23 protein-coding genes and 1 tRNA gene are annotated in these 25,502 nt (G+C 33.2%); 9 read left to right on the top strand and 15 right to left on the bottom strand.

What is annotated here, in order from left to right; all coding sequences use genetic code 11:
• Nucleotides 1-44: 44 nt before the first annotated feature.
• The 5 genes from guaB to ABD941_RS11835 form a co-directional block, all read right to left on the bottom strand.
• Nucleotides 45-1,517, bottom strand: coding sequence for an IMP dehydrogenase (guaB, locus tag ABD941_RS11855; RefSeq protein WP_345274353.1), 1,473 nt, complete (start codon nucleotides 1,515-1,517; stop codon nucleotides 45-47).
• Nucleotides 1,518-1,731: 214 nt separating this feature from the next.
• The gene (locus tag ABD941_RS11850) at nucleotides 1,732-2,220 is read right to left on the bottom strand and encodes a hypothetical protein (protein WP_345274352.1); all 489 of its coding nucleotides are present in this window, start codon (nucleotides 2,218-2,220) and stop codon (nucleotides 1,732-1,734) included.
• Nucleotide 2,221: 1 nt separating this feature from the next.
• Complete coding sequence (locus tag ABD941_RS11845) at nucleotides 2,222-2,704, bottom strand: FMN-binding protein (protein WP_345274351.1); 483 nt, start codon at nucleotides 2,702-2,704, stop codon at nucleotides 2,222-2,224.
• Between the two features lie 130 nt (nucleotides 2,705-2,834).
• Entirely contained in the window at nucleotides 2,835-4,013 is a 1,179-nt protein-coding gene (locus ABD941_RS11840) for a hypothetical protein (protein ID WP_345274350.1), read from the bottom strand.
• 203 nt (nucleotides 4,014-4,216) lie between these two features.
• Nucleotides 4,217-5,080, bottom strand: coding sequence for a hydroxymethylglutaryl-CoA lyase (locus ABD941_RS11835; protein ID WP_345274349.1), 864 nt, complete (start codon nucleotides 5,078-5,080; stop codon nucleotides 4,217-4,219).
• Between the two features lie 175 nt (nucleotides 5,081-5,255).
• Between ABD941_RS11835 and ABD941_RS11830 the strand changes: the two genes are divergently transcribed.
• Nucleotides 5,256-6,167: a T9SS type A sorting domain-containing protein gene (locus ABD941_RS11830; RefSeq protein ID WP_345274348.1), complete on the top strand. Its 912-nt coding sequence runs from the start codon at nucleotides 5,256-5,258 to the stop codon at nucleotides 6,165-6,167.
• A gap of 164 nt (nucleotides 6,168-6,331) precedes the next feature.
• Nucleotides 6,332-8,260 carry a T9SS-dependent choice-of-anchor J family protein gene (locus ABD941_RS11825; protein WP_345274347.1) on the top strand — a complete coding sequence of 643 codons (1,929 nt, stop codon included), beginning with the start codon at nucleotides 6,332-6,334 and terminating at the stop codon, nucleotides 8,258-8,260.
• A gap of 6 nt (nucleotides 8,261-8,266) precedes the next feature.
• Here the strand turns inward: ABD941_RS11825 and ABD941_RS11820 are convergent, their stop codons facing one another.
• Nucleotides 8,267-9,298, bottom strand: coding sequence for a quinone-dependent dihydroorotate dehydrogenase (locus ABD941_RS11820; RefSeq protein WP_345274346.1), 1,032 nt, complete (start codon nucleotides 9,296-9,298; stop codon nucleotides 8,267-8,269).
• Nucleotides 9,299-9,455: 157 nt separating this feature from the next.
• On the opposite strand from ABD941_RS11820, the gene pepT reads away from it, so the two are divergent.
• The gene (pepT, locus tag ABD941_RS11815; RefSeq protein WP_345274345.1) at nucleotides 9,456-10,694 is read left to right on the top strand and encodes a peptidase T; all 1,239 of its coding nucleotides are present in this window, start codon (nucleotides 9,456-9,458) and stop codon (nucleotides 10,692-10,694) included.
• Nucleotides 10,695-10,767: 73 nt separating this feature from the next.
• On the opposite strand, the gene ABD941_RS11810 is transcribed toward pepT, so the two are convergent.
• Both ABD941_RS11810 and bshB1 read right to left on the bottom strand, forming a co-directional pair.
• A tRNA-His gene (locus ABD941_RS11810) sits at nucleotides 10,768-10,843 on the bottom strand.
• Nucleotides 10,844-10,957: 114 nt separating this feature from the next.
• Nucleotides 10,958-11,674, bottom strand: a complete 717-nt coding sequence (gene bshB1 / locus ABD941_RS11805; protein ID WP_345274344.1) for a bacillithiol biosynthesis deacetylase BshB1 — start codon at nucleotides 11,672-11,674, stop codon at nucleotides 10,958-10,960.
• A gap of 287 nt (nucleotides 11,675-11,961) precedes the next feature.
• Here bshB1 and ABD941_RS11800 point away from each other — a divergent pair, with 287 nt between their 5' ends.
• The 3 genes from ABD941_RS11800 to ABD941_RS11790 all read left to right on the top strand — a co-directional run bounded on the left by ABD941_RS11800 (nucleotide 11,962) and on the right by ABD941_RS11790 (nucleotide 16,217).
• Nucleotides 11,962-13,791: an SLC13 family permease gene (locus ABD941_RS11800; RefSeq protein ID WP_345274343.1), complete on the top strand. Its 1,830-nt coding sequence runs from the start codon at nucleotides 11,962-11,964 to the stop codon at nucleotides 13,789-13,791.
• A gap of 38 nt (nucleotides 13,792-13,829) precedes the next feature.
• Nucleotides 13,830-15,455, top strand: a complete 1,626-nt coding sequence (pckA, locus tag ABD941_RS11795) for a phosphoenolpyruvate carboxykinase (ATP) (protein ID WP_345274342.1) — start codon at nucleotides 13,830-13,832, stop codon at nucleotides 15,453-15,455.
• Between the two features lie 75 nt (nucleotides 15,456-15,530).
• Complete coding sequence (locus ABD941_RS11790; RefSeq protein WP_345274341.1) at nucleotides 15,531-16,217, top strand: DUF2490 domain-containing protein; 687 nt, start codon at nucleotides 15,531-15,533, stop codon at nucleotides 16,215-16,217.
• A gap of 22 nt (nucleotides 16,218-16,239) precedes the next feature.
• On the opposite strand, the gene rlmF is transcribed toward ABD941_RS11790, so the two are convergent.
• The 4 genes from rlmF to ABD941_RS11775 are packed head-to-tail and all read right to left on the bottom strand — an operon-like array spanning nucleotide 16,240 to nucleotide 20,326.
• The gene (gene rlmF / locus ABD941_RS11785; protein ID WP_345274624.1) at nucleotides 16,240-17,118 is read right to left on the bottom strand and encodes a 23S rRNA (adenine(1618)-N(6))-methyltransferase RlmF; all 879 of its coding nucleotides are present in this window, start codon (nucleotides 17,116-17,118) and stop codon (nucleotides 16,240-16,242) included.
• 18 nt (nucleotides 17,119-17,136) lie between these two features.
• Nucleotides 17,137-18,543, bottom strand: coding sequence for an MATE family efflux transporter (locus ABD941_RS11780; RefSeq protein ID WP_345274340.1), 1,407 nt, complete (start codon nucleotides 18,541-18,543; stop codon nucleotides 17,137-17,139).
• Nucleotides 18,544-18,553: 10 nt separating this feature from the next.
• Nucleotides 18,554-18,901 carry an RlmF-related methyltransferase gene (locus ABD941_RS14670; RefSeq protein WP_425557110.1) on the bottom strand — a complete coding sequence of 116 codons (348 nt, stop codon included), beginning with the start codon at nucleotides 18,899-18,901 and terminating at the stop codon, nucleotides 18,554-18,556.
• An 18-nt stretch (nucleotides 18,902-18,919) separates the two neighbouring features.
• On the bottom strand, nucleotides 18,920-20,326 hold the full coding sequence (locus ABD941_RS11775; protein WP_345274339.1) for an MATE family efflux transporter: 1,407 nt from the start codon (nucleotides 20,324-20,326) through the stop codon (nucleotides 18,920-18,922).
• Between the two features lie 197 nt (nucleotides 20,327-20,523).
• Between ABD941_RS11775 and ABD941_RS11770 the strand changes: the two genes are divergently transcribed.
• A complete protein-coding gene (locus tag ABD941_RS11770; protein WP_345274338.1) occupies nucleotides 20,524-21,180 on the top strand; it encodes an HAD family hydrolase in 657 nt (218 codons plus the stop codon).
• Here ABD941_RS11770 and ABD941_RS11765 read toward each other — a convergent pair.
• The gene (locus tag ABD941_RS11765) at nucleotides 21,177-21,332 is read right to left on the bottom strand and encodes a hypothetical protein (RefSeq protein WP_345274337.1); all 156 of its coding nucleotides are present in this window, start codon (nucleotides 21,330-21,332) and stop codon (nucleotides 21,177-21,179) included. The two genes, ABD941_RS11770 and ABD941_RS11765, sit on opposite strands and share 4 nt — an antisense overlap.
• A gap of 9 nt (nucleotides 21,333-21,341) precedes the next feature.
• Nucleotides 21,342-21,785, bottom strand: a complete 444-nt coding sequence (gene mscL / locus ABD941_RS11760; protein ID WP_345274336.1) for a large conductance mechanosensitive channel protein MscL — start codon at nucleotides 21,783-21,785, stop codon at nucleotides 21,342-21,344.
• A 461-nt stretch (nucleotides 21,786-22,246) separates the two neighbouring features.
• On the opposite strand from mscL, the gene ABD941_RS11755 reads away from it, so the two are divergent.
• Nucleotides 22,247-22,849, top strand: coding sequence for a SatD family protein (locus ABD941_RS11755; RefSeq protein WP_345274335.1), 603 nt, complete (start codon nucleotides 22,247-22,249; stop codon nucleotides 22,847-22,849).
• Nucleotides 22,843-23,562, top strand: coding sequence for a DUF3307 domain-containing protein (locus ABD941_RS11750; protein WP_345274334.1), 720 nt, complete (start codon nucleotides 22,843-22,845; stop codon nucleotides 23,560-23,562). The genes ABD941_RS11755 and ABD941_RS11750 overlap by 7 nt, the downstream gene beginning before the upstream one ends.
• 294 nt (nucleotides 23,563-23,856) lie before the next feature.
• On the opposite strand, the gene ABD941_RS11745 is transcribed toward ABD941_RS11750, so the two are convergent.
• The gene (locus ABD941_RS11745) at nucleotides 23,857-25,425 is read right to left on the bottom strand and encodes a serine hydrolase (RefSeq protein WP_345274333.1); all 1,569 of its coding nucleotides are present in this window, start codon (nucleotides 25,423-25,425) and stop codon (nucleotides 23,857-23,859) included.
• Nucleotides 25,426-25,502: the final 77 nt, after the last annotated feature.

Below are 25,502 nucleotides of genomic sequence, written 5' to 3'. Positions count from 1 at the left end.
AAACATTGAAACAATTAAGCATGAGCTTAATACCTAGTTAAGCTTTATCTAGAATAATTGGGCGATTCCTTAGTAATAGTTACATCATGCGGATGACTTTCGTTAATACCACTTGATGTAATTTTAACAAACTGTCCCGTTTCTTTTAAAGTTTGGATATCTTTTGCACCACAATACCCCATACCAGCGCGTAAACCACCTATAAATTGGTGAATACTTTCATATAAATCACCTTTATAAGGTACACGTCCTACAATACCTTCTGGCACTAATTTTTTAATATCGTCTTCCACATCCTGGAAATAACGGTCTTTACTACCTTCTTTCATGGCTTCGACAGAACCCATACCTCTATAAGACTTAAACTTTCTACCTTCGTAAATAATAGTTTCTCCTGGAGACTCTTTAGTTCCAGCTAAAAGTGAACCTAACATTACGGTATCTGCTCCTGCTGCAATAGCTTTAGGGATATCGCCAGTATAACGTATGCCGCCATCTGCAATTACAGGAACATCTGTACCTTTAAGCGCTGCAGCGACTTCCAATACAGCTGAGAATTGTGGAAACCCAACACCTGCAACAACACGAGTGGTACAAATAGAACCCGGTCCAATACCTACTTTAACCGCATCGGCTCCAGCTTCTACTAAATATTTAGCGGCTGCTCCTGTTGCTATATTACCAACAATAACATCTAATTCTGAAAATTTTAATTTAATTTCTTTTAAAACCCCAACAACACCTTTGGTATGACCATGTGCGGTATCAATAATTACAGCATCAACACCAGCATTAACTAAAGCTTCTGCCCTTTCAACAGCATCGCTTGTTACTCCAATGGCAGCGGCAACTCTTAAGCGTCCGTACTTATCTTTATTCGCATTTGGTTTTTGACTAAGCTTAGTAATATCTCTAAACGTTATTAAACCCGATAATTTAAAGTTATCATCAACAATTAATAATTTTTCAATTTTATGTTGTTGAAGAATTTCCTCCGCATCATGCAAAGACGTTCCAACTGCAGCCGTTACTAAGTTCTCACTCGTCATAACCTCTGTAATTGGTCTTTTATTATTGTGCTCAAAACGCAAATCTCTATTAGTTACAATACCTTTTAACGTTCCAGCTTCATCAACAATAGGAATTCCACCAATACCATATTCAGCCATGTATTTTTTTGCATGCTTTACTTTAGCTGTAAGCGGTAAAGTAACGGGATCAATAATCATCCCACTTTCTGCGCGCTTTACTTTTCTAACCTTTGCAGCTTGCGCTTCAATGGACATGTTTTTATGCAAGACGCCAATACCACCTTCTTGTGCCATAGCTATTGCCATTTTACTTTCGGTAACCGTATCCATAGCTGCCGAAATAATCGGTACATTAATAGTAATATTTCTTGTAAACTTTGTTTGAATATTTACTTCGCGAGGAAGTACTTCAGAAAATGCCGGGACTAATAGAACGTCATCATAGGTTAAACCTTCTCCGACTATTTTGTTTTCGTGTGCAGTCATGTTGCAATTACAGTTATAATTGCGTGCAAATATACAACTAAAATCTAAGTTTATATGTTAACTTATATCTGTTTTTAAAATAGGGTTTTAATATGGCTATCGTGTAGTTATATTTAGCTTCTAGATTAGATAACTCAGCATTAAATTTAGTTTATTGAAATTCCTTATTTTAGAATTCCCTCTTAGAATTTATAAGGGTTTACCGGAATGCCAATTACTTTTTTTGAAATAACTGCTTTAAGATAATTATTGTTGAAACCGTAAAAGTAAGTGTCATTAATATGCCTGAAAACATAACAATATATTTCATCCAAAGCATTCCTGTCCAAAGCAAATATAGTCCACCAAAGGTTAGAATTACTGAAACGAATGGTTCAACTATTAAAAATGTTTTAAGTTTTTTAGAGAGCTTGGTTATAGAAACCAACAATCCTACTAAAAAGAAAATAATAGACATTGAAAGTATATGGTTATGCACTAAAGTAAGCATTTCTTGTGGGCTTTTTTTAAAGCGCATAACTGTAGCATCCTCATCGTCTTCATTTCCTAAATACTGTTCTTCTATGCCGTTCGGGTTTGCTGAAGACGTTTCGCCAACAAATAGCAAACCTGTATAAAAACCAATACTTAATACAATAATAAATGCACCGATTAATAGTTTAATTTCTTTGGGAAGCGTAATTATTAATCCGTTTAACTGCATTCTAAAGAACATTTTTAGTTTGAAGGATTTTTAAAGATTCTAACAAATTATTCATGGCATTTGTCATAGAGCGTACAGAAATGGTTGCTCCAGAAATAGCTATAATGTTGTCACCATATTTAAGCGCATCACCACCTTTTTTTCCAATAAATTGCTTTAGCCAACGAGTACTACCAATTTCTCCACCATATTCCTCTCTGTAAATTAAAACTTTTGATTTTAAAACTATCAATTCCTTATCTAATAATACTAAATAATCAAATAAAGCCGTTTTACTAGGTGCATTGGAAAGGTAGGCATACCCTAAAAGTGTATTGTTTGCTTCTATTTTAAAAAGATTATTAGTTTCGAATTTTGAAGGTAAATCTTTAGCCGTTTCAGTAGGGATAGTAACCTCCGTAAAATTAAACGTTTCTATATTAAAACTTTTTTTAATTTCTTTATCTACTTTTTTCTGAATGTTTTTTGGCAAGCCGAAAGACATCAAGATTAAAGTTATAAGAAATATTGAAAGGTGTTTAAAATACATAATGCAAAAGTATTGTTTTTTATTGTTCTTACAAGTAAAATGCCTTTATGAGATTGGAGGTTTTATTAGTAACTTTATAATTATATTAGAACCAAACGCCTATACCAAAATTAAGTCTGTTTGCTACATCGCCTCCAGAAACGGCATTATCTCTAAATTGGTAATCACCTTTTAATACTACTCCAGGCGCAATATGATAACTAATCCCAGTTGTTAAATCATTTCGGTTGTATGCATCGTTTTGTTGTAAATCGCCATCAGTATCTGCGTGCGTATCGTACTGTTCATATCTAGCAAAAGCAAACAAACGTTGAGATTTTTCTTGAGGTAACAAATTATAAGCCGCCTCTAAATACCAACCTTGCAAGCCGCTACCTAAATCTTTTCCTGTTAAATTGTTATAAGCTTCAGTACCTGATAATGAACCATGTACATACTGACCACGTGCTGTAAAACGTTGAAATGCATAACGGGCATCTAACCCTATCATTGAAATACCAATATTAGCACCATCTATGGTTTCCACATCATCTTCAGCCTGTGTATCACCAAAATATCCTGAAAGCCCTAAACGCAATCCTGGAATTCCATAATAATCAAATTTCATAGACAATGTTGGACTATCAACAGTAGATTGAATGGCTTTTTGACGACCTCCACGTAAACCATTTGAACCTTTTAAATAACCATTTACACCACCTTCGCCATCAAAAGAAGTAGATTTAAAACCATTGAATACGTAAGCTTGGTATCCTAAAGAGATTTCATTAAACCGACCTGTTACACCAAAACCAATTTCTCTCCAAGTTGTTGGAATAATAACATTGTCTATAGCTGGCCTTTCTACACCGTTAAATGTTGTTGGTTCGTGGAACTCATTTATAATTCCAAAAGGCACCAGCATTAAACCACCACGTAAGCTAACATTAGGTGCAATACTATAATTTATAAAGGCTTGTTCTATAAATACTTCTTCTACATGCTCAAATTCAACTTCCGTTACAAACTGGGTTTTATCGTTAAATTTATAACCAAAAAGTAATACTAAACGTTGCACGTCTAACTCACCATTTAAAGCTTCTGGTTGATTATACGTTAATTCACCATAAGCACCAACTGTAACAGATTTTCCATAATTACCAGAAAGAATACGTTGAGCAGCATTTAATTGTTTTTGAGGATCAAAAGTGATTGAGTCCTGTACCGTTTGTGCATCTAACATCGATGCGACTAAGATTGAAAAAAGTAAAGTTAATTTTCTCATTTTAAAATTGATTTGCTGTTTTTATTTAGACTTATTATAAATAGTATCTCAAATGAAGTTGCAAATATAAAATCCATTTTTACTTATTCAAATTTTATTTAGAATAAATTTAAATAAAGATTTCAACAAGAAATTAAACCGTTTATTTTCAGGTATTTAATTATTTAAAAAATAAAAATTTAACATTTGGATAAAGTAAATGATCAATGATAATGATTAAAAATTTTGGATGCTTCATTATAAGCACTCTCAAAACTTAGAGCATTTAAATTATTATTTCCTTTTGCAGTAAAATAGGAAAGTAGTTTTTCAGTAGGCATATTTCCTGTAAGCTCGTCTTTTGCCATAGGACAGCCACCAAAGCCTTGAATGGCACCATCAAAACGATTACACCCTGCTTTATATGCAGCTTCAACTTTATCAAACCAAGAGGTTGGTGTAGTATGCAGATGTGCACCGAATTCTATATTGGGATATTTGGGAATTAAATTTGAAAACAAATAATCAATACTTTCTGGGTTTGAAGTTCCTACAGTATCACTGAGTGATAAAATCTTAACGCCCATATTGGCAAGTTTTTCTGTCCACTCCCCTACAATATCAACATTCCAAGGGTCACCATATGGATTTCCAAACCCCATAGAAATATAAACTACAACATCCTTATTGGATTTGTTAGCAATATTCAATATTTCAGAAAGAGTAATTACAGATTGTGCAATAGTTTTATGCGTATTACGCATTTGAAAATTCTCTGATATGGAGAACGGATAACCTAAATAATCAATTTCTGAATGTTTACATGCTGCTTCCGCACCACGTAAATTAGCTACAATAGCTAAAAGTTTACTTGTTGTTTTACTTAAATCCAATTGCGATAAAACTTCTGCAGTATCTACCATTTGTGGAATGGCTTTAGGCGATACAAAACTGCCAAAATCAATAGTATCAAAACCAACCCGTAATAAAGACTGTATATATTGTACTTTTTGCTCTGTTGGAATAAATTGCTTTATTCCTTGCATAGCATCACGTGGGCATTCAATTATTTTTATTGGATTAGGCATTTTATCTAAAAATATAGAACGATAAAAATACTATTATTTTTTTGAAAATTTAGTGCCTAAAATCCAATAAGACATTAATTGCTATTTAAGTTATTAAGCACATCATTTATTAATTTTATTGTAAGTGTTTTAAATAAATAACGACACAGTAAAAAACCTTAACCTTATTACTACAATGAAAAACTTTACATGTCTTTTTTCTTTATTAGTATGTGCTTTTGCTTTTGGCCAAAGTACTGCAAATTATAATATTGAATTTGAAAGCTTTTGGAATGCCACAGACCATGGTACGTTACCTAGTAACCCCCATTGGTCTCCTTTAGTTGGAGCAAATCATAAAAGTAGTATTACCTATTTTGAAATGGGCGGTATTGCAACTCAAGGTATTGAAAATATTGCTGAAACAGGTAATATAACTGAGTTTAGGAATAATGAAGTCAATCCAAGTATAACCAATGGCAATGCAGAACAGTTTATAAATGGTGGTGGTTTAGGAAGTGCCACTGGAAAAATAAATATTGATGGATTAGAAGTCAACGAAGATTTTCCGTTGTTAACATTAGTTTCTATGATTGCACCAAGTCCAGATTGGATTATTGGCATAAACGGTATTAACTTGAGAAATGCTAGTAATACAGATTGGAAAAGCTTAATTGAAATTGATTTATATATTTATGACGCAGGTACAGATAGTGGTACGAATTACAGTGATACAGATGCAGATATAACACCTCATATCCCCATTAATAGCCTAAAAGGTATTGCTCCATTTAATAATACTAGAATTGGTACGTTTAAAATTACGCTTCAATCTGTTTTAGGGGTTAATAACCTTACTAAATTCAGCAATACCAAAATTTATCCAAATCCTACAAATGGTTTGGCTACTATTTCAAATATTAAAAACAATGAATTAAACACTATTGAAATTTTTAATATTTTAGGACGATTGGTAAAAGAAATCCCCGTTAAACAAGGATTGACTAAAATAGATATGGATTTAACCAGCTTAAACAAAGGCGTGTATTTAGTAAATCTTAAAGCTTTTGATGGCGCTAGCAAAACCCAAAAACTAGTAATTAAGTAAGCTGAAATAACTATTGATAAAAAGGTTAACAAAACTTTTGTTTATAATTATTTAAAAATAACCATCAAATTGTTAAATAATCGAAAAAATTAACATTATAACGGCTTTATTATAGCTAATATTCAATTAGGTATACATTTGACATGCAAAATGTTTTACCCCAAATGAATATTTTAACCTCAAGACTTAACCTAACCGTCTTTTCAATATTTTTATTGTTAAGTGCTTTCACATTTTCTCAGAACAAGATTGAACCGAGTTGTGGTACTATCAGTTCTACTGAAACCATTGCCTATTACAAAAGTATTTCTGCTGAGTTAAAAAAACACGAACAAGATTTTTTAAGTTCTAAATATAACAAAGGTCCTGTGCCAACTACAAGTATAAACTCCATACCTGTTAAAGCACACGTTATTAGAAGATCGGATGGCTCTGGTGGACTTAGTCAATCTAGCTTAAATAATGCTATTACAAACCTAAACAATCAATACGCTGATGCTTATTTAGAGTTTTTCTTATGCGATGGTATTAATTACATAGACGATGATAGTTTATATCATTTTAAAAAAGAAAATGAAAACACATTAACAGAAACACATTATGTTTCTGGTTTAATAAACATTTACTTTACGGATTATATTGAAAATGATTCTGAACAAAGTATTTGTGGTTATAGTGATAATATGGGACGAAACGACCTTGTTGTAATAAACAATAGTTGTGCACTTAATAATTCTTCATTAGCACATGAATTAGGCCATTTTTTCTCTTTATTACATACACATGGTCCTAATAATGATACATTAACGACCGAGTTAGTTAATGGAAGTAATTGTGATACTGATGGCGATGGCATTTGCGATACACCTGCAGATCCAAAATTAACGAATTCGAATGTTGATGAGTTTTGTAATTACATAGGTTCTGAAACCGATGCAAACGGAGAGACTTTCAAACCAGATACCAACAACATTATGTCGTATGCTGATAAAAACTGTAGAACACAATTTTCGCCACAGCAATTAGCACGTATGTATGCGTTTTATATGACAACAAAAAATTATTTGGCCTGCTCTACCTTTAATGCTAATATTTCAGTAAATGAAAGTGAAACCTGTGAAGAATCACTAACTGTAAATTTTGAAAGTTTAAGTGAAAATATTACACAATGGGAATGGGATATTGATGCTGATGGTGTTGTTGACTATACTTCAAAAAATCCATCACACACTTATGAATCAGGTATTTATAGTGTCATTCTTAAAGTTTCAAATAAATCGAAAACCATTAAAAAAACGTTTACCAATTTTATTAAAGTAGGAACTCAAACGACTCTTTTTGATGAAAATTTTGAAGATTTTGATATGTTAGGAAACCATGGCTGGACAAATAACGATGTTTCTGGAAGTGGTTACCTTTGGTATACCAATGTTGGTGATACACAATCTAAAACTACAGGACCTACAAATTACAAAAAGGCTGAGGGCGGATTAAACACCTATATTTATGCAGAAGCCACTGGTGTAAACCCTGGTGATATAGCAGAATTTATTTCACCTTGTTTTACTGTTAATAATGAGAATAGTGAATTAGAGTTTTCATACCATATGTTTGGTAAACATATAGGAGAATTACACATAGATCTTAAAACTGAAGATGGTTATATTAATGATATAATTCCAGCACTTTATGGAAGTCAGCAGAATAATCAAGAGGATGCTTTTTTAACTAAATCCATTAATTTATCTGCATATACAAACCAAACTATTAAAGTTAGATTTAGAGCAGTAAGAGGTTCTAGTTGGGACGGTGATATTGCTATCGATAATATTTTTATTAAAACCATTGATGTTGCCATAACGGATGAATTTTATAAAGTATACCCTAACCCTGTTCGAGATGGAATTATTTTTATTAAAAGTAACGACCCAAAAAGAATTTCAACTTTTGAAGTTTCCAATTTAGTTGGTCAAACATTTTTGTCAGGAACAGTTACAAATCAACCTATTGATGTAAGTACTCTATCTTCAGGAACATATTTACTTATTTTAACCAATGGGGATTCCAGAGTCTTAAAAAGAATTATAAAATAATCACGATTATTTTTTAAGCAAAGCTTTATTAATACGCTTAATAAGACTTGGCCCTTCATAAATAAACCCTGTATAAATCTGAACTAAATCAGCACCAGCATCTATTTTTTCTAGAGCATCTTTAGCAGAATGAACGCCCCCTACGCCTATTATAGGAAACGCTTTTTTACTTTTATCAGAAAGGTATTTAATAACTTGAGTGCTCTTATCTTTTATAGGTTGTCCACTCAAACCACCATTACCAATACTTTCAAGTAAAGCATCAGAGGCTTTTAAACCAGTTCTGTCCGTAGAGGTATTACTAGCAATAACACCATCAAGTTTTGTAGTGGCAACCAGTTCAATAATTTCATCTAACTGATTGTTATTTAAATCTGGTGCAATTTTTAACAGGATAGGTTTTTGTTTTTCAAAAGTATGATTTGCTTTTTGTACGGCTCCTATAAGTTCTTCTAAATAATCCTTATCATTTAGTTTAGCATGACTGCCAACATTAGGACAGCTTACATTAAGCACAAAATAATCAACATAAGGGTGCAAGGCATTAAAACACTCTAAATAATCTTTAGTATAACCTTCTGGTTTCGTACTGGTGTTTTTTCCTATATTTCCACCAATAATCAGTTTGCCTTTATTCTTTTTAAGTTGTGTTATTGCAGCATCTAAACCTTCATTATTAAAGCCCATTCTATTAATAATGCCTTGGTCGTCTTTTAGCCTAAAAAGTCTTTTCTTAGGGTTTCCTTTTTGTGCTTTAGGGGTTACGGTCCCAATTTCAATAAAACCAAATCCAAAATTTGCCAATTCATTATACAACACTGCATTTTTATCAAAACCTGCGGCTAAACCTACGGGATTTTTAAATGTTAATCCCAATAATTTACGTTCTAACCGTGAATCATCAATAACATACAAACTTCTAAATATAGATGGCAATCCAGGGAATTTAGAGGTGATTTTTATTAATGAAAATGTAAAATGATGAATCTTTTCAGGGTCGAATGAAAAAAATAGAGGACGAAGTAAGCGTTTGTACATCAGTATTATTTATGCAAAAATAAGTCTAAATAAAAAATCAACCAATTCCAAAGACAAAAAAATTAATAATCGTAAATTTAGAGCCACAAAACTGTCTTTAATTGTTTTAATTAAGCAAAATATAATTAAAGCAAAATAATGCTAAACCTCATCTAAAATGATTTCAAAAGAATTTCTCATAAAACGCTTTGTAAGTTATGTAACTATTGATACAGAATCTGACCCAACATCAGATACCACACCTAGCACAAAAAAGCAATGGGACTTAGCAAATAAACTAGCAGAGGAACTCAAAAGTATTGGTATGAAAGATGTTGATATTGATGAAAACGCATACATCATGGCAACTTTACCAAGTAATGTTGACCATGATGTACCAACTATTGGATTTATATCGCATTTTGATACTTCCCCCGACTTTACAGGAGCTAACGTAAACCCTCAAATTATTAAAAATTATGATGGAGAAGATATTATTCTAAATGAAACAGAAAACATCATACTATCACCAGAGTATTTTGATGACTTATTACTATACAAAGGTCAGACATTAATTACTACAGATGGCACCACGCTATTAGGAGCTGATGATAAAGCTGGAATTTGCGAAATCGTTTCAGCTATGGAGTACCTCATCAATCACCCTGAAATTAAACATGGAAAAATTCGAGTTGGTTTTACACCCGACGAAGAAATTGGTAGAGGCGCTCACAAATTCGATGTTGAAAAGTTTGGAGCAGATTGGGCATATACTATGGACGGTAGCCAAATAGGTGAACTAGAATACGAAAACTTTAATGCAGCCAGTGCTGTTATTAAAGTAAAAGGAAAAATTGTTCATCCTGGATATGCCAAAGGAAAAATGATAAACTCCATGTACATTGCAACCGAATTTATAAACTCTATTCCTCGAATGGAAACCCCAGAACATACTGAGGGTTACCAAGGTTTTTTCCATTTGCATAATATGAAAGGTGATGTTGAAGAAACCATATTACAATATATTATCCGCGATCATGATAAAGGGCATTTTGAAGCGAGAAAAGAGGTTATGGTAAAATTGACCAACGAGCTTAATTCGCAATACGGTAGAGAGGTCATTACTACCGAAATTAAAGATCAGTATTTCAATATGAAAGAAAAAGTGGAACCCGTAATGCATATTGTCAATATTGCGGAAGAGGCCATGAAACAACTCAATATAGAACCGTTAATTAAAGCCATTCGTGGTGGAACAGACGGCTCTCAATTAAGTTATATGGGATTGCCTTGTCCTAATATTTTTGCTGGCGGACATAATTTTCATGGACGCTACGAATATGTCCCAGTAGAAAGTATGATTAAAGCCACTGAGGTTATTTGTAAGATAGCTGAATTAACAGCACGAAAAAATTAAAGTTTATTTAAGCCTGCGAGACAAGACTCCACAAAAAAAGCCTTTCATAAAAAATGAAAGGCTTTTACTTTTTGGGTGGAAGACCGGATTCGAACCGGCGACCCTTGGTACCACAAACCAATGCTCTAACCAACTGAGCTACAACCACCGTGTAACTGCATTTTGTAATGCGTGTGCAAATGTAATTGTTTTCAATCTTTTCTACAAAGACTTTTTTTAATATTTTCTAGAGAAAATGAAAATAAAATAGCCCCTAAAGCTAACTACTTTAAATCGAATAAACTATCTACTGCAACATAGCGTTCAACTGTAAAACCTTCAGCATGCTCCACGCCTACTAATCGTCCTAAGTCTCTAGATCTATATATAATACTATCCGTAAAATTTTTACTAGATATAGGCGTTTCTGGCTCTTTACTATTGGCATCATAAAACTGGGTTTTATAAGCCAATACAGATTCCATTTTTTTATCTAAAAACCCAGAAACATCAACTGCTAAATCTGGATCTAAACTTTTCCATTGTATGTAATGGTATACTTGTTTTGGTCGCCATCGGTTTTGTAATGTGCCTTCTAGGGTTGTTTCAATTTTAACCAATCCACTTAAAAAACAGGCATCGCTTACTAATTTACTCCCTTTTCCATGATCTATATGCCTGTCTTCAATGGCATTACAAATTACAATTTCTGGTTTGTACTTTCGTATCATTTTAATAACAGCTAGTTGGTGTTCTTTATCATTCACAAAAAACCCATCAGCAAACCCAAGATTTTCCCTAACCGAAACACCTAATATTTTAGCGGCATTAGTAGCTTCATCATCTCTTGTTTTTGCAGTGCCGCGTGTTCCTAGTTCACCTCTGGTTAAATCTATTATACCAACTTTTTTTCCATTTGCAACTTCTTTTGCTATAGTACCACCACAACCTAATTCTACATCATCTGGATGTGCGCCAATAGCAAGAATATCTAATTTCATATGTGTTTTTTTAATTTTTTTTCAAGTTTTTTACTTAATCAAATCATTTTTTTCAATAAAAAATCTATAGAATCGTAAAATTCACTACAACGAAAACGTATTCGTTAATGGTTTCTTCACTTTATCTACTATAAATATAACAATAATTAAAAAATCAGCATGTAGCCCAAAAGCATGATATTCGTCATAATTCTGAGGGGACATCTATCGTAATTTTACACTATATTTATTAAGCAGCATAATAAAGTGCTAAAGCTAATAAAGAATTACAATATATGATCTATTTAATGCTCACGATTTTAATTATAACCATTGGTCTCTTTGTTTGGGGAAAGTTTACACCAGATATTGTAGCCTTAATTTCTATGCTAAGTTTGTTTTTAACTGGTATTTTAGATTCAAAAGAAACATTAAGCGGCTTTAGTAACCCAACGGTTATTATGATTGCTGCACTCTTTATAATAGGCGAAGGCATTGCACAAACAGGATGGACCGCCTTAGCTGGTAAGAAATTTGTTGAATGGGCAGGGAAAAGTGTTCCTAAATTATTAGTCATCATAACCCTTGGCGGCGGAATTTTATCTGGATTTGTTAGCAATACTGGTACTGTAGCAACCTTAATGCCTTTAACCATTTCTTCAGCTTGGAGTATTGGCACATTACCATCAAAAATGTTGATGCCCGTTGCATTTGGGTCTAACACTGGTGGATTATTAACTTTAACTGGTACACCGCCAAACATTATAGCAAGTAATGCTTTAGTTGAAGCTGGTTTTGAAGGCTTCTCATTCTTTGAATTTGCATTAATAGGCTTACCATTACTCCTTATTGCCTTATTATACTTTAGATATATAGGCTATAAACTGTTGCCTAAAAACAAAACCAATAATAAGCCCGTAAATATTGAATCTACATTACACAATTGGATTGAAGCTTACAAGGTTGATAATGGTTACTATCGTTTACGTGTCAGATCAATATCACCTTTACTAAACACAAAAATAGAAGCTTGGCAATTTGAAAAAAATTATAACGTATCTATCATTCGAATAAAAAGAAGACATCCAAATCTATTAAAAAAAATACCTCAATTTATTGAATTTCCAGATCCTAGTACAGAATTTCTTTATCATGATATTATTACTGTAAAAGGAGATACGGAAGCCATTAACAAAATAATGATTACGTTCAGATTAGGACTTTTGCCCTTGAAACCTATTACCGATGAATTGAAACACAACCTTATTAATCAAGAGGTTGGTATGACTGAAGTTATTGTAAATCCTAACTCGATTTTAGTAGGACGAAAATACAAATTGAACAATTACTTTAAACGTTATGGCATTCAGCTTTTAGCAGCTTCTAGAAACAAAAAACCTTTATTAGAAAAAGAAATTACCGTAAAAGCAGGCGATGCATTCTTAATACGAGGTACTTGGGAACATATAGACGATTTAAAAAAACAACACGAAAACCTAGTCATTATAGGTAGCCCAGAAGGGATGGCTAAAAATGTTGAAAGCCTTAGTCCAAAGTCTTTTATCGCATTAGGAGCATTAATACTAATGATTGTATTTATGGTTTTCAAAATTGTTCCAGGAGCAATGGCTGCATTAATTTCTGCAGGTGTGGTTTTACTAACAGGTTGCGTCCCTATTACAAAAGCATATAAAGGTATAAGTTGGACAAGTGTTGTTATGATTGCTGCTATGATACCAATGGGTATAGCATTACAGAAAACTGGAACAGCTCAATTAATCGCTAACGGATTAGTAGATTATTTAGGCGCTATACATCCTATTTTATTACTAGGTGGTGTGTTTTTACTAACAACAACATTTAGTCAAGTCATCAATAACTCAGCTACAGCGGTTTTAATGGCACCTATAGCTATACTAGCTGCCAACTCATTAAACTTATCTCCAGCACCATTTATGATTGTTGTAGCCATAAGTGCTTCAACAGCATTTTTAACCCCAATTGGCACAACAACAAATGCCATGGTTATGACAGCTGGGGGATACAAATTTATGAATTACCTAAAAGTGGGTGCACCACTCCTACTCATGTTTTTCATCATAACATTAATACTCGTGCCAATAATATGGCCATTTTAAAATAATAATTATTAGTAGGAACCTTAAAATTCAATAAAATGAAAGCAACAACAACAAAAAATCCAAGTTTAGAACAATACGGATTAAAGAATGTGACGGTTAACTGGAATTTATCACCTGAAGAATTGCAAAAAATCACAGTTGATAAAGGTATGGGGAAAGAAACAGCAAATGGGACCCTTGCTATTAACACAGGTAAATTTACAGGACGTTCTCCTCAAGATCGTTTTCTTGTAAAAGATGATTATACAGCAGACAAGGTTTGGTGGGGAAAAACAAATAAAGCAATATCTCCAGAAAACTTTGATAAACTAGAGAATGAAGTCGTAAAATATCTTTCTGGAAAAGAAATATATGCTAGAGATGGTTATGTATGTGCAGATCCTGAATTTAGGACAAATATTAGAACTATAACAGAATTACCTTGGTCTAATATGTTTGTTTATAACATGTTTTTAAGACCTAGCACCAAGGAATTAGAAAACTTTAAAGAAGATTGGTTAATACTTTGCGCTCCTGGATATGAATGTCCAGACCCTAAAGCCTTTGGTATTAGACAAGGTAATTTCTCAATCCTAAACTTCACTAAAAAAATAGCTTTAGTTGGTGGCTCTGCCTATACCGGAGAAATGAAAAAAGGTATTTTCTCTGCATTAAATATGATTTTACCAATTGAAAAAAATGTATTGCCAATGCACTGCTCTGCTAATGTTGGTAAATATGGCGATACTGCTATTTTCTTTGGCTTATCTGGAACAGGAAAAACAACCTTATCAGCAGATCCAAACCGTAAATTAATTGGTGATGATGAGCATGGGTGGACAGCAGACAATACCATTTTTAACTTTGAAGGAGGATGTTATGCTAAAGTCATTGATTTAACTGAAGAAAAAGAACCCGATATTTTTAGAGCGATTAAACCAGGTGCTATTCTTGAAAATGTTGTCTTTAAAGATAATGGAGAACCTGATTATATGGATAGTAGTATTACTCAAAACACCCGTGTAAGCTACCCAATACATCATATTGATAATATTCAAGAAACGCTATATGCTAACAACCCTAAGAATATTTTCTTCTTAACCTGTGATGCATTTGGTGTATTACCTCCAGTATCGAAATTAACACCCGGTCAGGCTGCCTATCACTTTATTTCTGGTTATACAGCAAAAGTAGCAGGGACAGAAGCAGGAATTACAGAACCTGTACCATCATTCTCAGCTTGTTTTGGCGAGCCATTTATGCCATTACACCCAACGGTTTATGGTGAAATGCTAAGTAAAAAAATGACTGAAGCTGGTGTAAATGTATGGCTAATTAATACAGGATGGACTGCTGGGCCTTACGGTGTTGGTTCTCGTATTAAACTAAAATATACAAGAGCAATGATTACCGCAATCCTTAATGGCGACTTGGATGATGTAGATTATGAACAAAACTTTATTTTTGGTTTATACATGCCGAAATACTGTCCTGGTGTCCCATCAGAACTTTTAGACCCAATGAACACTTGGTTACAAAAAGGGGCTTATGTTGGAAAAGCTATTCACTTAGCGCATTCATTCCACTTAAACTTTGAGAAATTTGCTCAACAAGCATCTGAACGAATTATTGAAGGTGGTCCGCTAATTGATGAACACCATCATTTACACGAACACTTTTAATAGGTTCTTATTTAATCATAAAAGGAGCTCTATCGGGGCTCCTTTTATTTGTAATTTACATCAACTTTATTCTATATGAAACTTCATATTATCCTTTTACTATTTCTATTTAGTCTTAACAGTACTTTTGCTCAATCGCCTATCGAAAAGGAAGTAGGTTCATGGTTTACTTTTTCAGGAAACCATAAAATTTCTGATAAAGTTAGTTTTAGTAGCTTAATTCAAGCTTGGGACTACGAATTAACGAATAACTTCAATTTCATTTTATACAACCTTTGGTTAAATTATTCTGTTTCACCAAAAATCACGACGTCATTGGCTTACGGATATGCCGACATTGACAGTGGTTTTGAAACAAATGGTCCACATACTTATGAAAACCGTTTATCTGAACAGATGGGTTTCAAACATAAATTCTTTAAACTTCCGATAGATCATAGGTTTAGAGTTGAGCAACGCTTCCTTAATAAACCCGGCTCAAATATTGTACACAACAGACTCCGTTATAGGCTTGGAACGAAAATAACGCTTAATAAAACCTTATTCTTTCGTATTCATAATGAATACCTTACGACAATACAAACCAAAAAAGTAGATGCTTTTTCTGAAAATCGTTTTTATACCGCATTGGGAATTAATGTTTCTAAATCTGTAAATGTTCAAGTTGGTTATCTCAACAGAGCTATAAAAGGATTAGACCTCCATAGGTTACAATTAGGACTGTTTTATAAAATTGATTTAAGGAAAAAAAATAATTATTAATATTGATATTTAAAGTAACTTTTCAATTAAAAGTCCAAGCAACAATTCTTGAAATTTTATTTCCCTGACCCATAGCAATTGTTTTAATATCTGTAGCTCCTAATTTTTTTAAAGAGGTATACATACCCTTTACCAAATCTTTTTTAGATACCAAAGTTGTAAACCAAACACATTGCTTTTTAAACAGTGAACTTTCATATAAATACGTATGTAAAAAAGCTTTCTCGCCACCTTTATACCATAACTCATTTTGAGTCCCTGAAAAGTTTCTAACAAACGTATGGCTTTCGCTATGTAAGCCTTTTAGTTTTCTAGTTGTTGCCTCTATAGCCTCAGTTTCTGATTTATAAAATGGCGGATTACAAATGGTCACAGAAAACCTATCATCTTCATTTAAAACACCTTTAAATATTTGCGATGCCTCTTTTTGATATCGTAATGTTATGACCTTATTTAAATCATTATTATCAATAATTTTTTGTGCATTTTGCAATGCGTTTTTATCTATATCTGTTGCAACAAAATTCCAATGGTATGCTGCGTTACCAAGCAAAGGGTAAATACAACTTGCACCCGTACCAATATCTAAAACATTAATATTCTCTATGGTTTTAGATGGTTTTAATAAATCACTAACATGATGAATATAATCGATACGCCCAGGAATTGGAGGGCATAAATTAGTGTCTGGAAATTCCCAAAATTTAATATGATAATATTTGAATAACAGTGCCGTATTTAAAGCCTTTACAGCTTTTGGATTCGCAAAATCTATTGTTTTCGTTTCATATTTGTTTTCAAATACGAAAGCTAATAAATCTGGATATGCTTCGCACAAAGCGTCTAAATCATATCCAGATTTGTGTTTATTTTTTGAATGAAATTTTGGACTATTTTTGATAATCTTATTTTTTAAATATTAAACCTCTACTTTTTTCCAATGCCCTCTTTTAAACCAAATAATGGCAATAATAGTCATTGCTACTTCTCCTAAGGCTATTCCCCAAAATACACCTAATGGACCATAATCAAAAGTAATGGCTGCAAGGTATGCAATAGGTAATTGTAGCAACCAAAAGCAAATAAAATTAATATAAGTTGGTGTTTTGGTATCACCAGCACCATTAAATGCGTTAACAACAATCATCCCAAAACCATAAAAAACAAAGGGAGCAGTCATGATACGCAAACACAAACTTCCGTATTTTATAACATCCGAAGTCTCATTAAATAGTGCAATAATTTGTGGTGCAAAAACAAGGTATATTACAGAAATCACACCCATAAAAATGGAACAATATGTCGACGTTTTCCAAACAGACTGTTCGGCACGATCAGGTTTTTTAGCTCCTAAATTTTGCCCAACTAAAGCAGCTGCCGCACTACTCATACCCCATGCTGGCATCAATGAAAATAACATAACACGAATAGCAATAGTATAACCCGCTAATACCTCACTACCAAACTCACTCATAATGCGCATTAAAAACACCCAAGACGATGTTCCTATTAAAAACTGACCTATCCCTCCTAACGATACACGAATTAGATTAAGCATGACACCTACTCTAATTATTATGTCTTTAATACCAATCTTTATTTTACTATATCCAAAAAACAAAATAGCCAACTGAAATATAACAGCTGTTCCTCGGCCAATAGTTGTTGCAATGGCTGCACCTTCAACTCCAAATGCTGGAATGGGTCCAAAACCAAAAATAAACATTGGGTCGAGAATGATGTTTAATCCGTTTGATAAAATTAAGGTCCACATCGAGATTGAGGCCTCACCTGTTCCTCTAAAAATAGCGTTAATTAAAAACAACAACATAATAGTCATGTTTCCTCCTAAAAGAATTTTTGTATAGCCATACCCCTCCTCTATTAATTCTGGGGAACCACCCATAATCTCCAATATTTCTTTTGGATAAAGAACACCTATAAGGCTAACAATAATAGCTACAATTATTCCAAGAAACATAACTTGTACCGCTGCATTTGATGCCCCTTTTAAGTCTTTTTCTCCAACACGTCTAGCAACAATTGCTGTTGCTGCAATACTTAAACCAATGGCTACAGCATAAATTAAAACAATAACAGATTCTGTTAAACCTATAGTCGCAACGGCATTTACGCTTATTTGAGACACATACATGATATCTACAAGTGCAAAAATAGATTCCATAAGCATTTCTAGAATCATAGGAACTGCCAACATAAAAATGGCCCGTCGAATACTCCCTGAAGTAAACTCTTGTTGCTTACCAGTTACAGCTATTTTAAAATATTGAATGAGTTGTTTTAAGGAAATTTTATTTGATTGCATTATGAAATGATTAAATATAGAACATTACCAATTGCGCATAAAATTTAGATTTTATTTTACTCGAAACATTCGATGATTTTAATAAATCAGCAATATGGTGAATATAATCTACACGCCCCGAAATTGGTGGACACAAATTAGTGTCTAGAAATTTCCAAAATTTAATATGATAATATTTAAACAAGAAGCCTGTATTTAAAGTTTTTATAGTTTTAGGGTTAGCAAAACCTATTGTTTTTGTTTCATATTTGTTTTTAAATACGAAAGCTAATAAATCTGAATACGCTTCGCATAAAGCATCTAAATCAGATCCAGATTTGTGTTTGTTTTTTAAATGAAATTTTGGACTATTTTTGATAATCTTATTTTTTATATATTAAACCTCTACTTTTTTCCAATACCCTCTTTTAAACCAAATAATGGCAATAATAGCTATTAATACTTCAGCTAAAGTAATCGCCCAAAACACCCCTGCTGGTCCAAAATCTAGGGTAATTGCCATAAGATAGGCAAACGGTAATTGCAACAACCAAAAGCATACAAAATTAATGTAAGTCGGCGTTTTAGTATCTCCAGCACCGTTAAAAGCATTGATAACGACCATAGCATAACCATAAAAAATATAGCCAGCAGCAATAACACGTAAACACAAACTGCCATATTTCACAACATCTGGTGTATTATTAAACAGTACAATAATTTGTGGTGCAAAAACTAGATATATTATAGAAACTAATCCCATAAAAATAGCACTGTACTTTCCAGTTTTCCAAACCGATTGCTCAGCACGTTCTGGTTTTTTGGCACCTAAATTTTGACCTACTAAAGTAGCAGCAGCATTACTCATGCCCCATGCTGGCATCATGGTAAACATCATTACACGAATAGCAATGGTGTAACCCGCTAACACTTCGCTACCAAACTCGCTCATAATACGCATTAAAAACACCCAAGATGAAGTTCCTATTAAAAACTGACCTATACCACCTAATGAGACTTTTATTAAGTTTAGCATAACGCCAACTTGAAGCACTAAATCTTTAACCGCTATTTTAATTTTACTAAAACCAAAAAACAAAATACCTAGCTGAAAAATTACTGCGGTACCTCTACCTATAGTTGTTGCAATGGCAGCACCTTCTACTCCAAAAGCAGGAATAGGTCCAAAGCCAAAAATAAACATGGGGTCCAAAATAATATTGAGTCCGTTTGATAAAATAAGTGTCCACATAGCTACTGAAGCATCACCTGCGCCTCTAAAAATAGCATTGATTAAAAACAACAACATAATGGTTATATTTCCACCTAAAAGGACTTGTGTATACCCATAGCCTTCGGCAATCAAATCGGGTTCGCCACCCATTAAACCTAATATTTCTTTTGGGTATATTATGCCTATAACACTAATAATAGCTGCTACAAATACACCAAGAAATATGACTTGAACCGCAGCATTAGATGCCCCTTTTAAATCTTTCTCGCCCACACGCCTTGCCACTATAGCAGTTGCAGCCATGCTTAACCCAATAGCAACGGCGTAAACCAAAGTAATTACAGATTCGGTTAAGCCTATAGTCGCCACAGCATTAACACTGACTTGCGAAACATACATAATGTCTACCAGAGCAAAAATGGATTCCATGAGCATTTCTAAAATCATGGGAATAGAAAGCATAAATACCGCTCTACGAATACTGCCAGAAGTGAACTCTTGTTCTTTGCCTGTTACAGCTATTTTAAAATATTGAATGAATTGTTTTAAGGAAATTTTATTTGATTGCATTGTAAAATGATTAATATAGAACATGGCCAAATGCATGTGGCACTTAGCTTTTATTTTGCTCGAGAGGACCTCGATGCTATCCGGAAATCAAATTAAACAATCATAAGCGGCAAATATTATAAAAATTATTTGAAACAACAAAATAGATTTTAGGCTATTATGAGGGTTTCCTATATATTCGCAAAAAAAAAATTAAAATGCTAAAAGCTGTTATTTTTGATATGGATGGGGTTATTATTGATAGTGAACCTATGCACAATAAGGCCTATCATGATATGTTTGATGAAGTCGGTATTGAAGTTTCCACCGAACTTTACGAATCGTTTACAGGGCAATCTACCATCAACATTTGCAAACGACTTGTAGACCATTTTAATTTAGAACAAGCTCCTGAAACTCTTGTAGCTATTAAGCGTAAACACTATAAACACTTTTTTTATAGTAACTCTGATCTTGGGCTTATTGATGGGGTTTTAGACTTAATAAAAGATTATCATAGCAACGGGCTTAAGCTAGTTTTAGGGTCTTCAGCAGCCATGACCAGTATCAACCAAATTTTTGAGCGCTTTGATCTAGACCAATATTTTATTGCTAAACTGAGTGGTGGCGATTTAAAACAATCTAAACCCCACCCAGAAATTTTTATTAAAGCAGCCGAAGCTACTGGTTTTTCAAAAGACGAATGTTTTGTTATTGAAGACTCCACCAATGGTGTTGAAGCCGCAAAAGCCGCAGGAATTTTTTGTGTGGGCTTTGATAGCTTTCACTCTAAAAACCAAGATTATTCCAAAGCAGATATGGTTATTTCTGATTTTAAAGATGTTGGCTTTAACAAAATTAAAACCCAGTTTTAATTACCTTTTTCTTCTTTAGCTTTTAAAACAATTGCTTTTAAGCGCTCCTTTCTCAGCGTTTCCTCAGCCTTTTTTTTATTTTTTTTCTTAGCCATCAATTTAGAATGCTTGGCTTTATTTTTTGTGTTTTTTTCTCGACCTGTTTTTGCCATAATACTTAACTATTGTTTCGCTTTTAACAAGGCATTTTGCTCTTCCATGAGTTCAGTAAGATGGGATAATAATTCAATATCTTTTGGCGTAACCACCGTTTCGTCTTTAGTATCTTGGGCTTTATTTCTAAGCCTATTCATAAACTTGACTACAATAAAAACCGTAAACCCGATGATAATAAAATCTAAAAAGGCTTCGCCTAATGCCCCATAACCTATAGCAACCTCATCTGTAATTATACTACCTGTGTCATCTTTTACCACATCTTTTAAAATAATGCGTTTGTTTTGAAAGTTAACACCATCAGTCAATAAAGATAATGGTGGTAGAAATACTTTTTTCACCAATACATCAATCACTTTGTTAAATGATGCGCCAATAATAATCCCGATGGCCATATCCATCATATTGCCTTTTACGGCAAACTCTTTAAATTCTTTGAATAGTTTCATATCTATATATTTATTGTTTTTCAATGGTTACATGTATTAAAGTCGCAAAGATATTAGTTAACATGAATTCAACATAATATTATTTTTAATTAATTAATAGTCAGTATTTTAACATATACTACAAAAAACCTATATGTCATTCCGAACGAAGTATGAAGAGGAATCTTATCACTTTTGAGATTTCTTGTCACTCGTTCCTCGCTCAGTCGAAATGACAACAAACTAATTTTCAGATATTTAAATTCAATTAAAGCTCTAAGGGTTATACCGAACTCACACTTAGTTCTGTTCATGTAATCTGTAAAATAATTGCATCTAACCCTATAAAAACATTTGCTTTTCAACTAATATTCATAATTATTAGTTATTTAGATGATAATTTAAAATATTAGTTATTTGACTAATATTTTGTTGTTTTCAAGAAAGATTCATACATTTGAATATCTCTATAACCAAATCTAATGACTAGCATAATAACAGGCGATATTATAAATTCTAAAAAAAGCTCTCCTAAGGAATGGCTGGAGGCATTAAAATCCATTTTGAATACCTATGGTAAATCTCCCTTAGTATGGGAAATTTATAGAGGCGATAGTTTTCAGTTAGAAGTCAACCCCAACCAAGCCTTAGAAGCCTGCATCTTAATCAAAGCCACAATAAAACAATTCGAAAATATAGATGTTAGATTAGCCATTGGCATAGGCAAAAAAGAATACCATTCAGATCATATTACAGAATCCAACGGCTCCGCCTTTGTTAATTCTGGCGAATGTTTTGAAGCCCTTAAAAAAACCACGCTTGCTATAAAATCGCCTTTTGAAGCCTTCGATAATCAGATAAACATCATGCTGGACCTAGCCCAATTAACCATAAATAATTGGACAAACACCACAGCAACACTGGTAAAAACAGCCTTAGAGCACCCCAATTTAAATCAAAAGCAAATCGCCAAAACCCTAAACAAAACCCAAGGTAATATTAGTCAAGGCCTTAAACGTGCCGGTTTTGATGAAGTTTACAAACTATTGCAATATTACAAAACCCAAACACAGAGTCTATGTTAACCTTAGCCATTAAACTTATACTAGCACACCTTATAGGCGATTTTTTACTACAACCCCAAAAGTGGGTCAACCATAAAGAAACCCACAAAATAAAATCTAAGTTTTTATACGGGCACATCTTAGTACATTTAGGCGCTCTACTCCTAGTATTACAAGGCAACACTACCTATTGGTTAGGCATATTAATTATTGTAATATCCCATTACATTTTAGATGTTATAAAACTCTATTTAAAACCAAAACTAAACAACAGGCTTTTATTCGCACTGGACCAACTCGCCCATGTAATAGTCATTGCCTTGGTTGTAAATAGTTACGAACCTTATGCCTTTAGTATAAACACACTTTTTGAAACTAAAACACTACTGTTTATAACAAGCATATTATGCCTTACCAAGGTCTCTTCCATTATCATGAAAACCATAATATCCAAATGGGATTTAAAGGCATATACCGAAGAAGCCTCATTACAAAACGCAGGCGCCTACATTGGCATCCTAGAACGCCTATTTGTATTTATGTTCATCATTACAAACCACTGGGAAGGCGTAGGCTTTTTAATAGCCGCAAAATCCGTGTTTCGTTTTAGCGATTTATCAAAAGCTAAAGACCGAAAACTAACCGAATACATTTTAATAGGCACACTATTGAGTTTCGGATTAGCTATTCTATTCGGGATGGGTTATGAGTATGTTTCGGGGTTGATTGAATAATAATTTGGGCGTTACCACTCCCGATAGCTATCGGGAGGTCGGGCTTTCACTACTCAATCCCTCCTACGTCGGGGATTTCAAACATACCGTTCTATCCCTAACGCATGTGTTTGCTAGCCTATAGTTTTAAATACAAGGTTGTTTTATTTTTGGTGAGGTTCGTTTAACGTCCTCGGCTACACGCAGTACGACTATTAGGGTGTATTGCCGTTGTAGCCATTGTTAGCTACTGGCTTTTTTTTATTTTAAAATACGATAACCATTCCTTAACAAACATTTTTCTAATTAATCCAATCAGTATTTTTCACGCTTTAAATCTAAATCATGGAAATCAAAACTAAAATCTATATTAGGTGATATACCTTTCATCTTGATACTTTCAGCATTGCCTCTATCATCTAAAGTAAACGTCACAAAAGCATCTGCATTCATATCTTGATATTCCCATTTAATAGCAAAAGTTTCATCTTCATAAAAAGACAATGGTCCGTTTAATTTTGGGGAGCGATAGAACTTAAGCCAAAGTTGATTTCCTTTCATAAATACTTCACAATTCCCGAACCAACTATCTTTATATAAACCGATATACTTTTTGACATCAATTGGTTTAGCTTTTAAACTATCAACTTTTTCCCAAACCTTATCTGTTACAGCATCTCCTCCACTTTCTATTGATTTTAAATAATCTGAATATTTATCAATCCAATTAAAATCATCTAATTCAAAATACATATCCAAGATGGTTTGGGAAACAGAAGAAAACAATCCTCCTCCATCATTACTTGTATTTGTTAAAATTACAATTCCCAAATCCATATCTGGAATTAATATAGTTTGAGACAACATACCTGGTAAACCTCCTGTATGTTCAACTTTCATATTACCCTTTACATCAGATAAAAACCATCCTAATCCGTAACCAGAAAAATGTGAATTATATCGCGGATTCCTATTTACTCCCATGACAGTATGAATTTTCCACATTTCATTATGATTAGCAGAATTAAACAATTCTTTATCCATATTCACACCATACTTTCCAGCATTCAAATGAAGTAACATCCATTGGCACAAGTCATCCACATTGGAAAAAATACCTCCAGCGGCACCATTCATCATCTCTTGAAATGTTGGAATTATACGTATCGTTCCTGTTTCAGTAGAATGAGATGCTGCTAAATTAGAGGTGTCTTTTATATCTGCTAAAGATGCAAATGAACTATCCATACCTAAAGGCTCAAGAATTCGAGTTTTTGTAAAAGCTTCCCATGTCATTCCACTTTTCCTAGCAATCAATTCGCCCGCAACTAAATATAGCAAATTATCATAATCCCATTTAGTTCTAAAATCTGATGCTGGTTTAAAATGTTGGAAGCTAGAGAGCAAATCATCCATAGTGAAATCTGTACCGTCAGGAAAAAACATTAAATCTCCCATTCCTAATGGTAACCCACTACGATGGGTAACCAAATCGAGTATATTAAAATTATCTTCAACATAGTCATTATACATTGTAAATTCAGGAATATGCTCTTTCACTTTATCATTCCAATCTATTTTACCTTCTTCAACTAAAATAGCCAATCCAGCTGTAACAAAAGCTTTACTATTCGAGGCAATTGCAAATAGTGTATGTTGGTCAACAGGTTGTTTAGTCTTTATTGATTTCACACCATAACCTTTATTATGGATTATTTTCCCATCCTTGACTACAGCAATGGCAGAACCTGCAACATTGAATTTTGTCATGGCATAATTAACTATAGAATCAATTTGATGTGAGGTAACTTGTGCATTTAAACTAGTTCCGAATAAAAATAGCGCAAGCATTATACTTGCAATGGAAAACTTAAATGATTTCATTTTGGTTTAGATTAATTGATTTATAATATTTTTTACGAAAGAACGATTTTTATTTCCTGCTGTTAGCTAACAACGTC

Origin of the sequence: Flaviramulus aquimarinus (assembly GCF_039543205.1) — a bacterium.
GTDB lineage: Bacteria > Bacteroidota > Bacteroidia > Flavobacteriales > Flavobacteriaceae > Flaviramulus_B > Flaviramulus_B aquimarinus.
This window is presented reverse-complemented; position numbering and strand designations above follow the sequence as displayed.

Bases quoted from the DNA above. Each gene is read 5' to 3' on its own strand.
- guaB (WP_345274353.1), bottom strand. From the start codon at position 1,517: ATGACTGCACACGAAAACAAAATAGTCGGAGAAGGTTTAACCTATGAT.
- ABD941_RS11850 (WP_345274352.1), bottom strand. From the start codon at position 2,220: ATGCAGTTAAACGGATTAATAATTACGCTTCCCAAAGAAATTAAACTA.
- ABD941_RS11845 (WP_345274351.1), bottom strand. From the start codon at position 2,704: ATGTCTTTCGGCTTGCCAAAAAACATTCAGAAAAAAGTAGATAAAGAA.
- ABD941_RS11840 (WP_345274350.1), bottom strand. From the start codon at position 4,013: ATGAGAAAATTAACTTTACTTTTTTCAATCTTAGTCGCATCGATGTTA.
- ABD941_RS11835 (WP_345274349.1), bottom strand. From the start codon at position 5,080: ATGCCTAATCCAATAAAAATAATTGAATGCCCACGTGATGCTATGCAA.
- ABD941_RS11830 (WP_345274348.1), top strand. From the start codon at position 5,256: ATGAAAAACTTTACATGTCTTTTTTCTTTATTAGTATGTGCTTTTGCT.
- ABD941_RS11825 (WP_345274347.1), top strand. From the start codon at position 6,332: ATGAATATTTTAACCTCAAGACTTAACCTAACCGTCTTTTCAATATTT.
- ABD941_RS11820 (WP_345274346.1), bottom strand. From the start codon at position 9,298: ATGTACAAACGCTTACTTCGTCCTCTATTTTTTTCATTCGACCCTGAA.
- pepT (WP_345274345.1), top strand. From the start codon at position 9,456: ATGATTTCAAAAGAATTTCTCATAAAACGCTTTGTAAGTTATGTAACT.
- bshB1 (WP_345274344.1), bottom strand. From the start codon at position 11,674: ATGAAATTAGATATTCTTGCTATTGGCGCACATCCAGATGATGTAGAA.
- ABD941_RS11800 (WP_345274343.1), top strand. From the start codon at position 11,962: ATGCTCACGATTTTAATTATAACCATTGGTCTCTTTGTTTGGGGAAAG.
- pckA (WP_345274342.1), top strand. From the start codon at position 13,830: ATGAAAGCAACAACAACAAAAAATCCAAGTTTAGAACAATACGGATTA.
- ABD941_RS11790 (WP_345274341.1), top strand. From the start codon at position 15,531: ATGAAACTTCATATTATCCTTTTACTATTTCTATTTAGTCTTAACAGT.
- ABD941_RS11780 (WP_345274340.1), bottom strand. From the start codon at position 18,543: ATGCAATCAAATAAAATTTCCTTAAAACAACTCATTCAATATTTTAAA.
- ABD941_RS11775 (WP_345274339.1), bottom strand. From the start codon at position 20,326: ATGCAATCAAATAAAATTTCCTTAAAACAATTCATTCAATATTTTAAA.
- ABD941_RS11770 (WP_345274338.1), top strand. From the start codon at position 20,524: ATGCTAAAAGCTGTTATTTTTGATATGGATGGGGTTATTATTGATAGT.
- ABD941_RS11765 (WP_345274337.1), bottom strand. From the start codon at position 21,332: ATGGCAAAAACAGGTCGAGAAAAAAACACAAAAAATAAAGCCAAGCAT.
- mscL (WP_345274336.1), bottom strand. From the start codon at position 21,785: ATGAAACTATTCAAAGAATTTAAAGAGTTTGCCGTAAAAGGCAATATG.
- ABD941_RS11755 (WP_345274335.1), top strand. From the start codon at position 22,247: ATGACTAGCATAATAACAGGCGATATTATAAATTCTAAAAAAAGCTCT.
- ABD941_RS11750 (WP_345274334.1), top strand. From the start codon at position 22,843: ATGTTAACCTTAGCCATTAAACTTATACTAGCACACCTTATAGGCGAT.
- ABD941_RS11745 (WP_345274333.1), bottom strand. From the start codon at position 25,425: ATGAAATCATTTAAGTTTTCCATTGCAAGTATAATGCTTGCGCTATTT.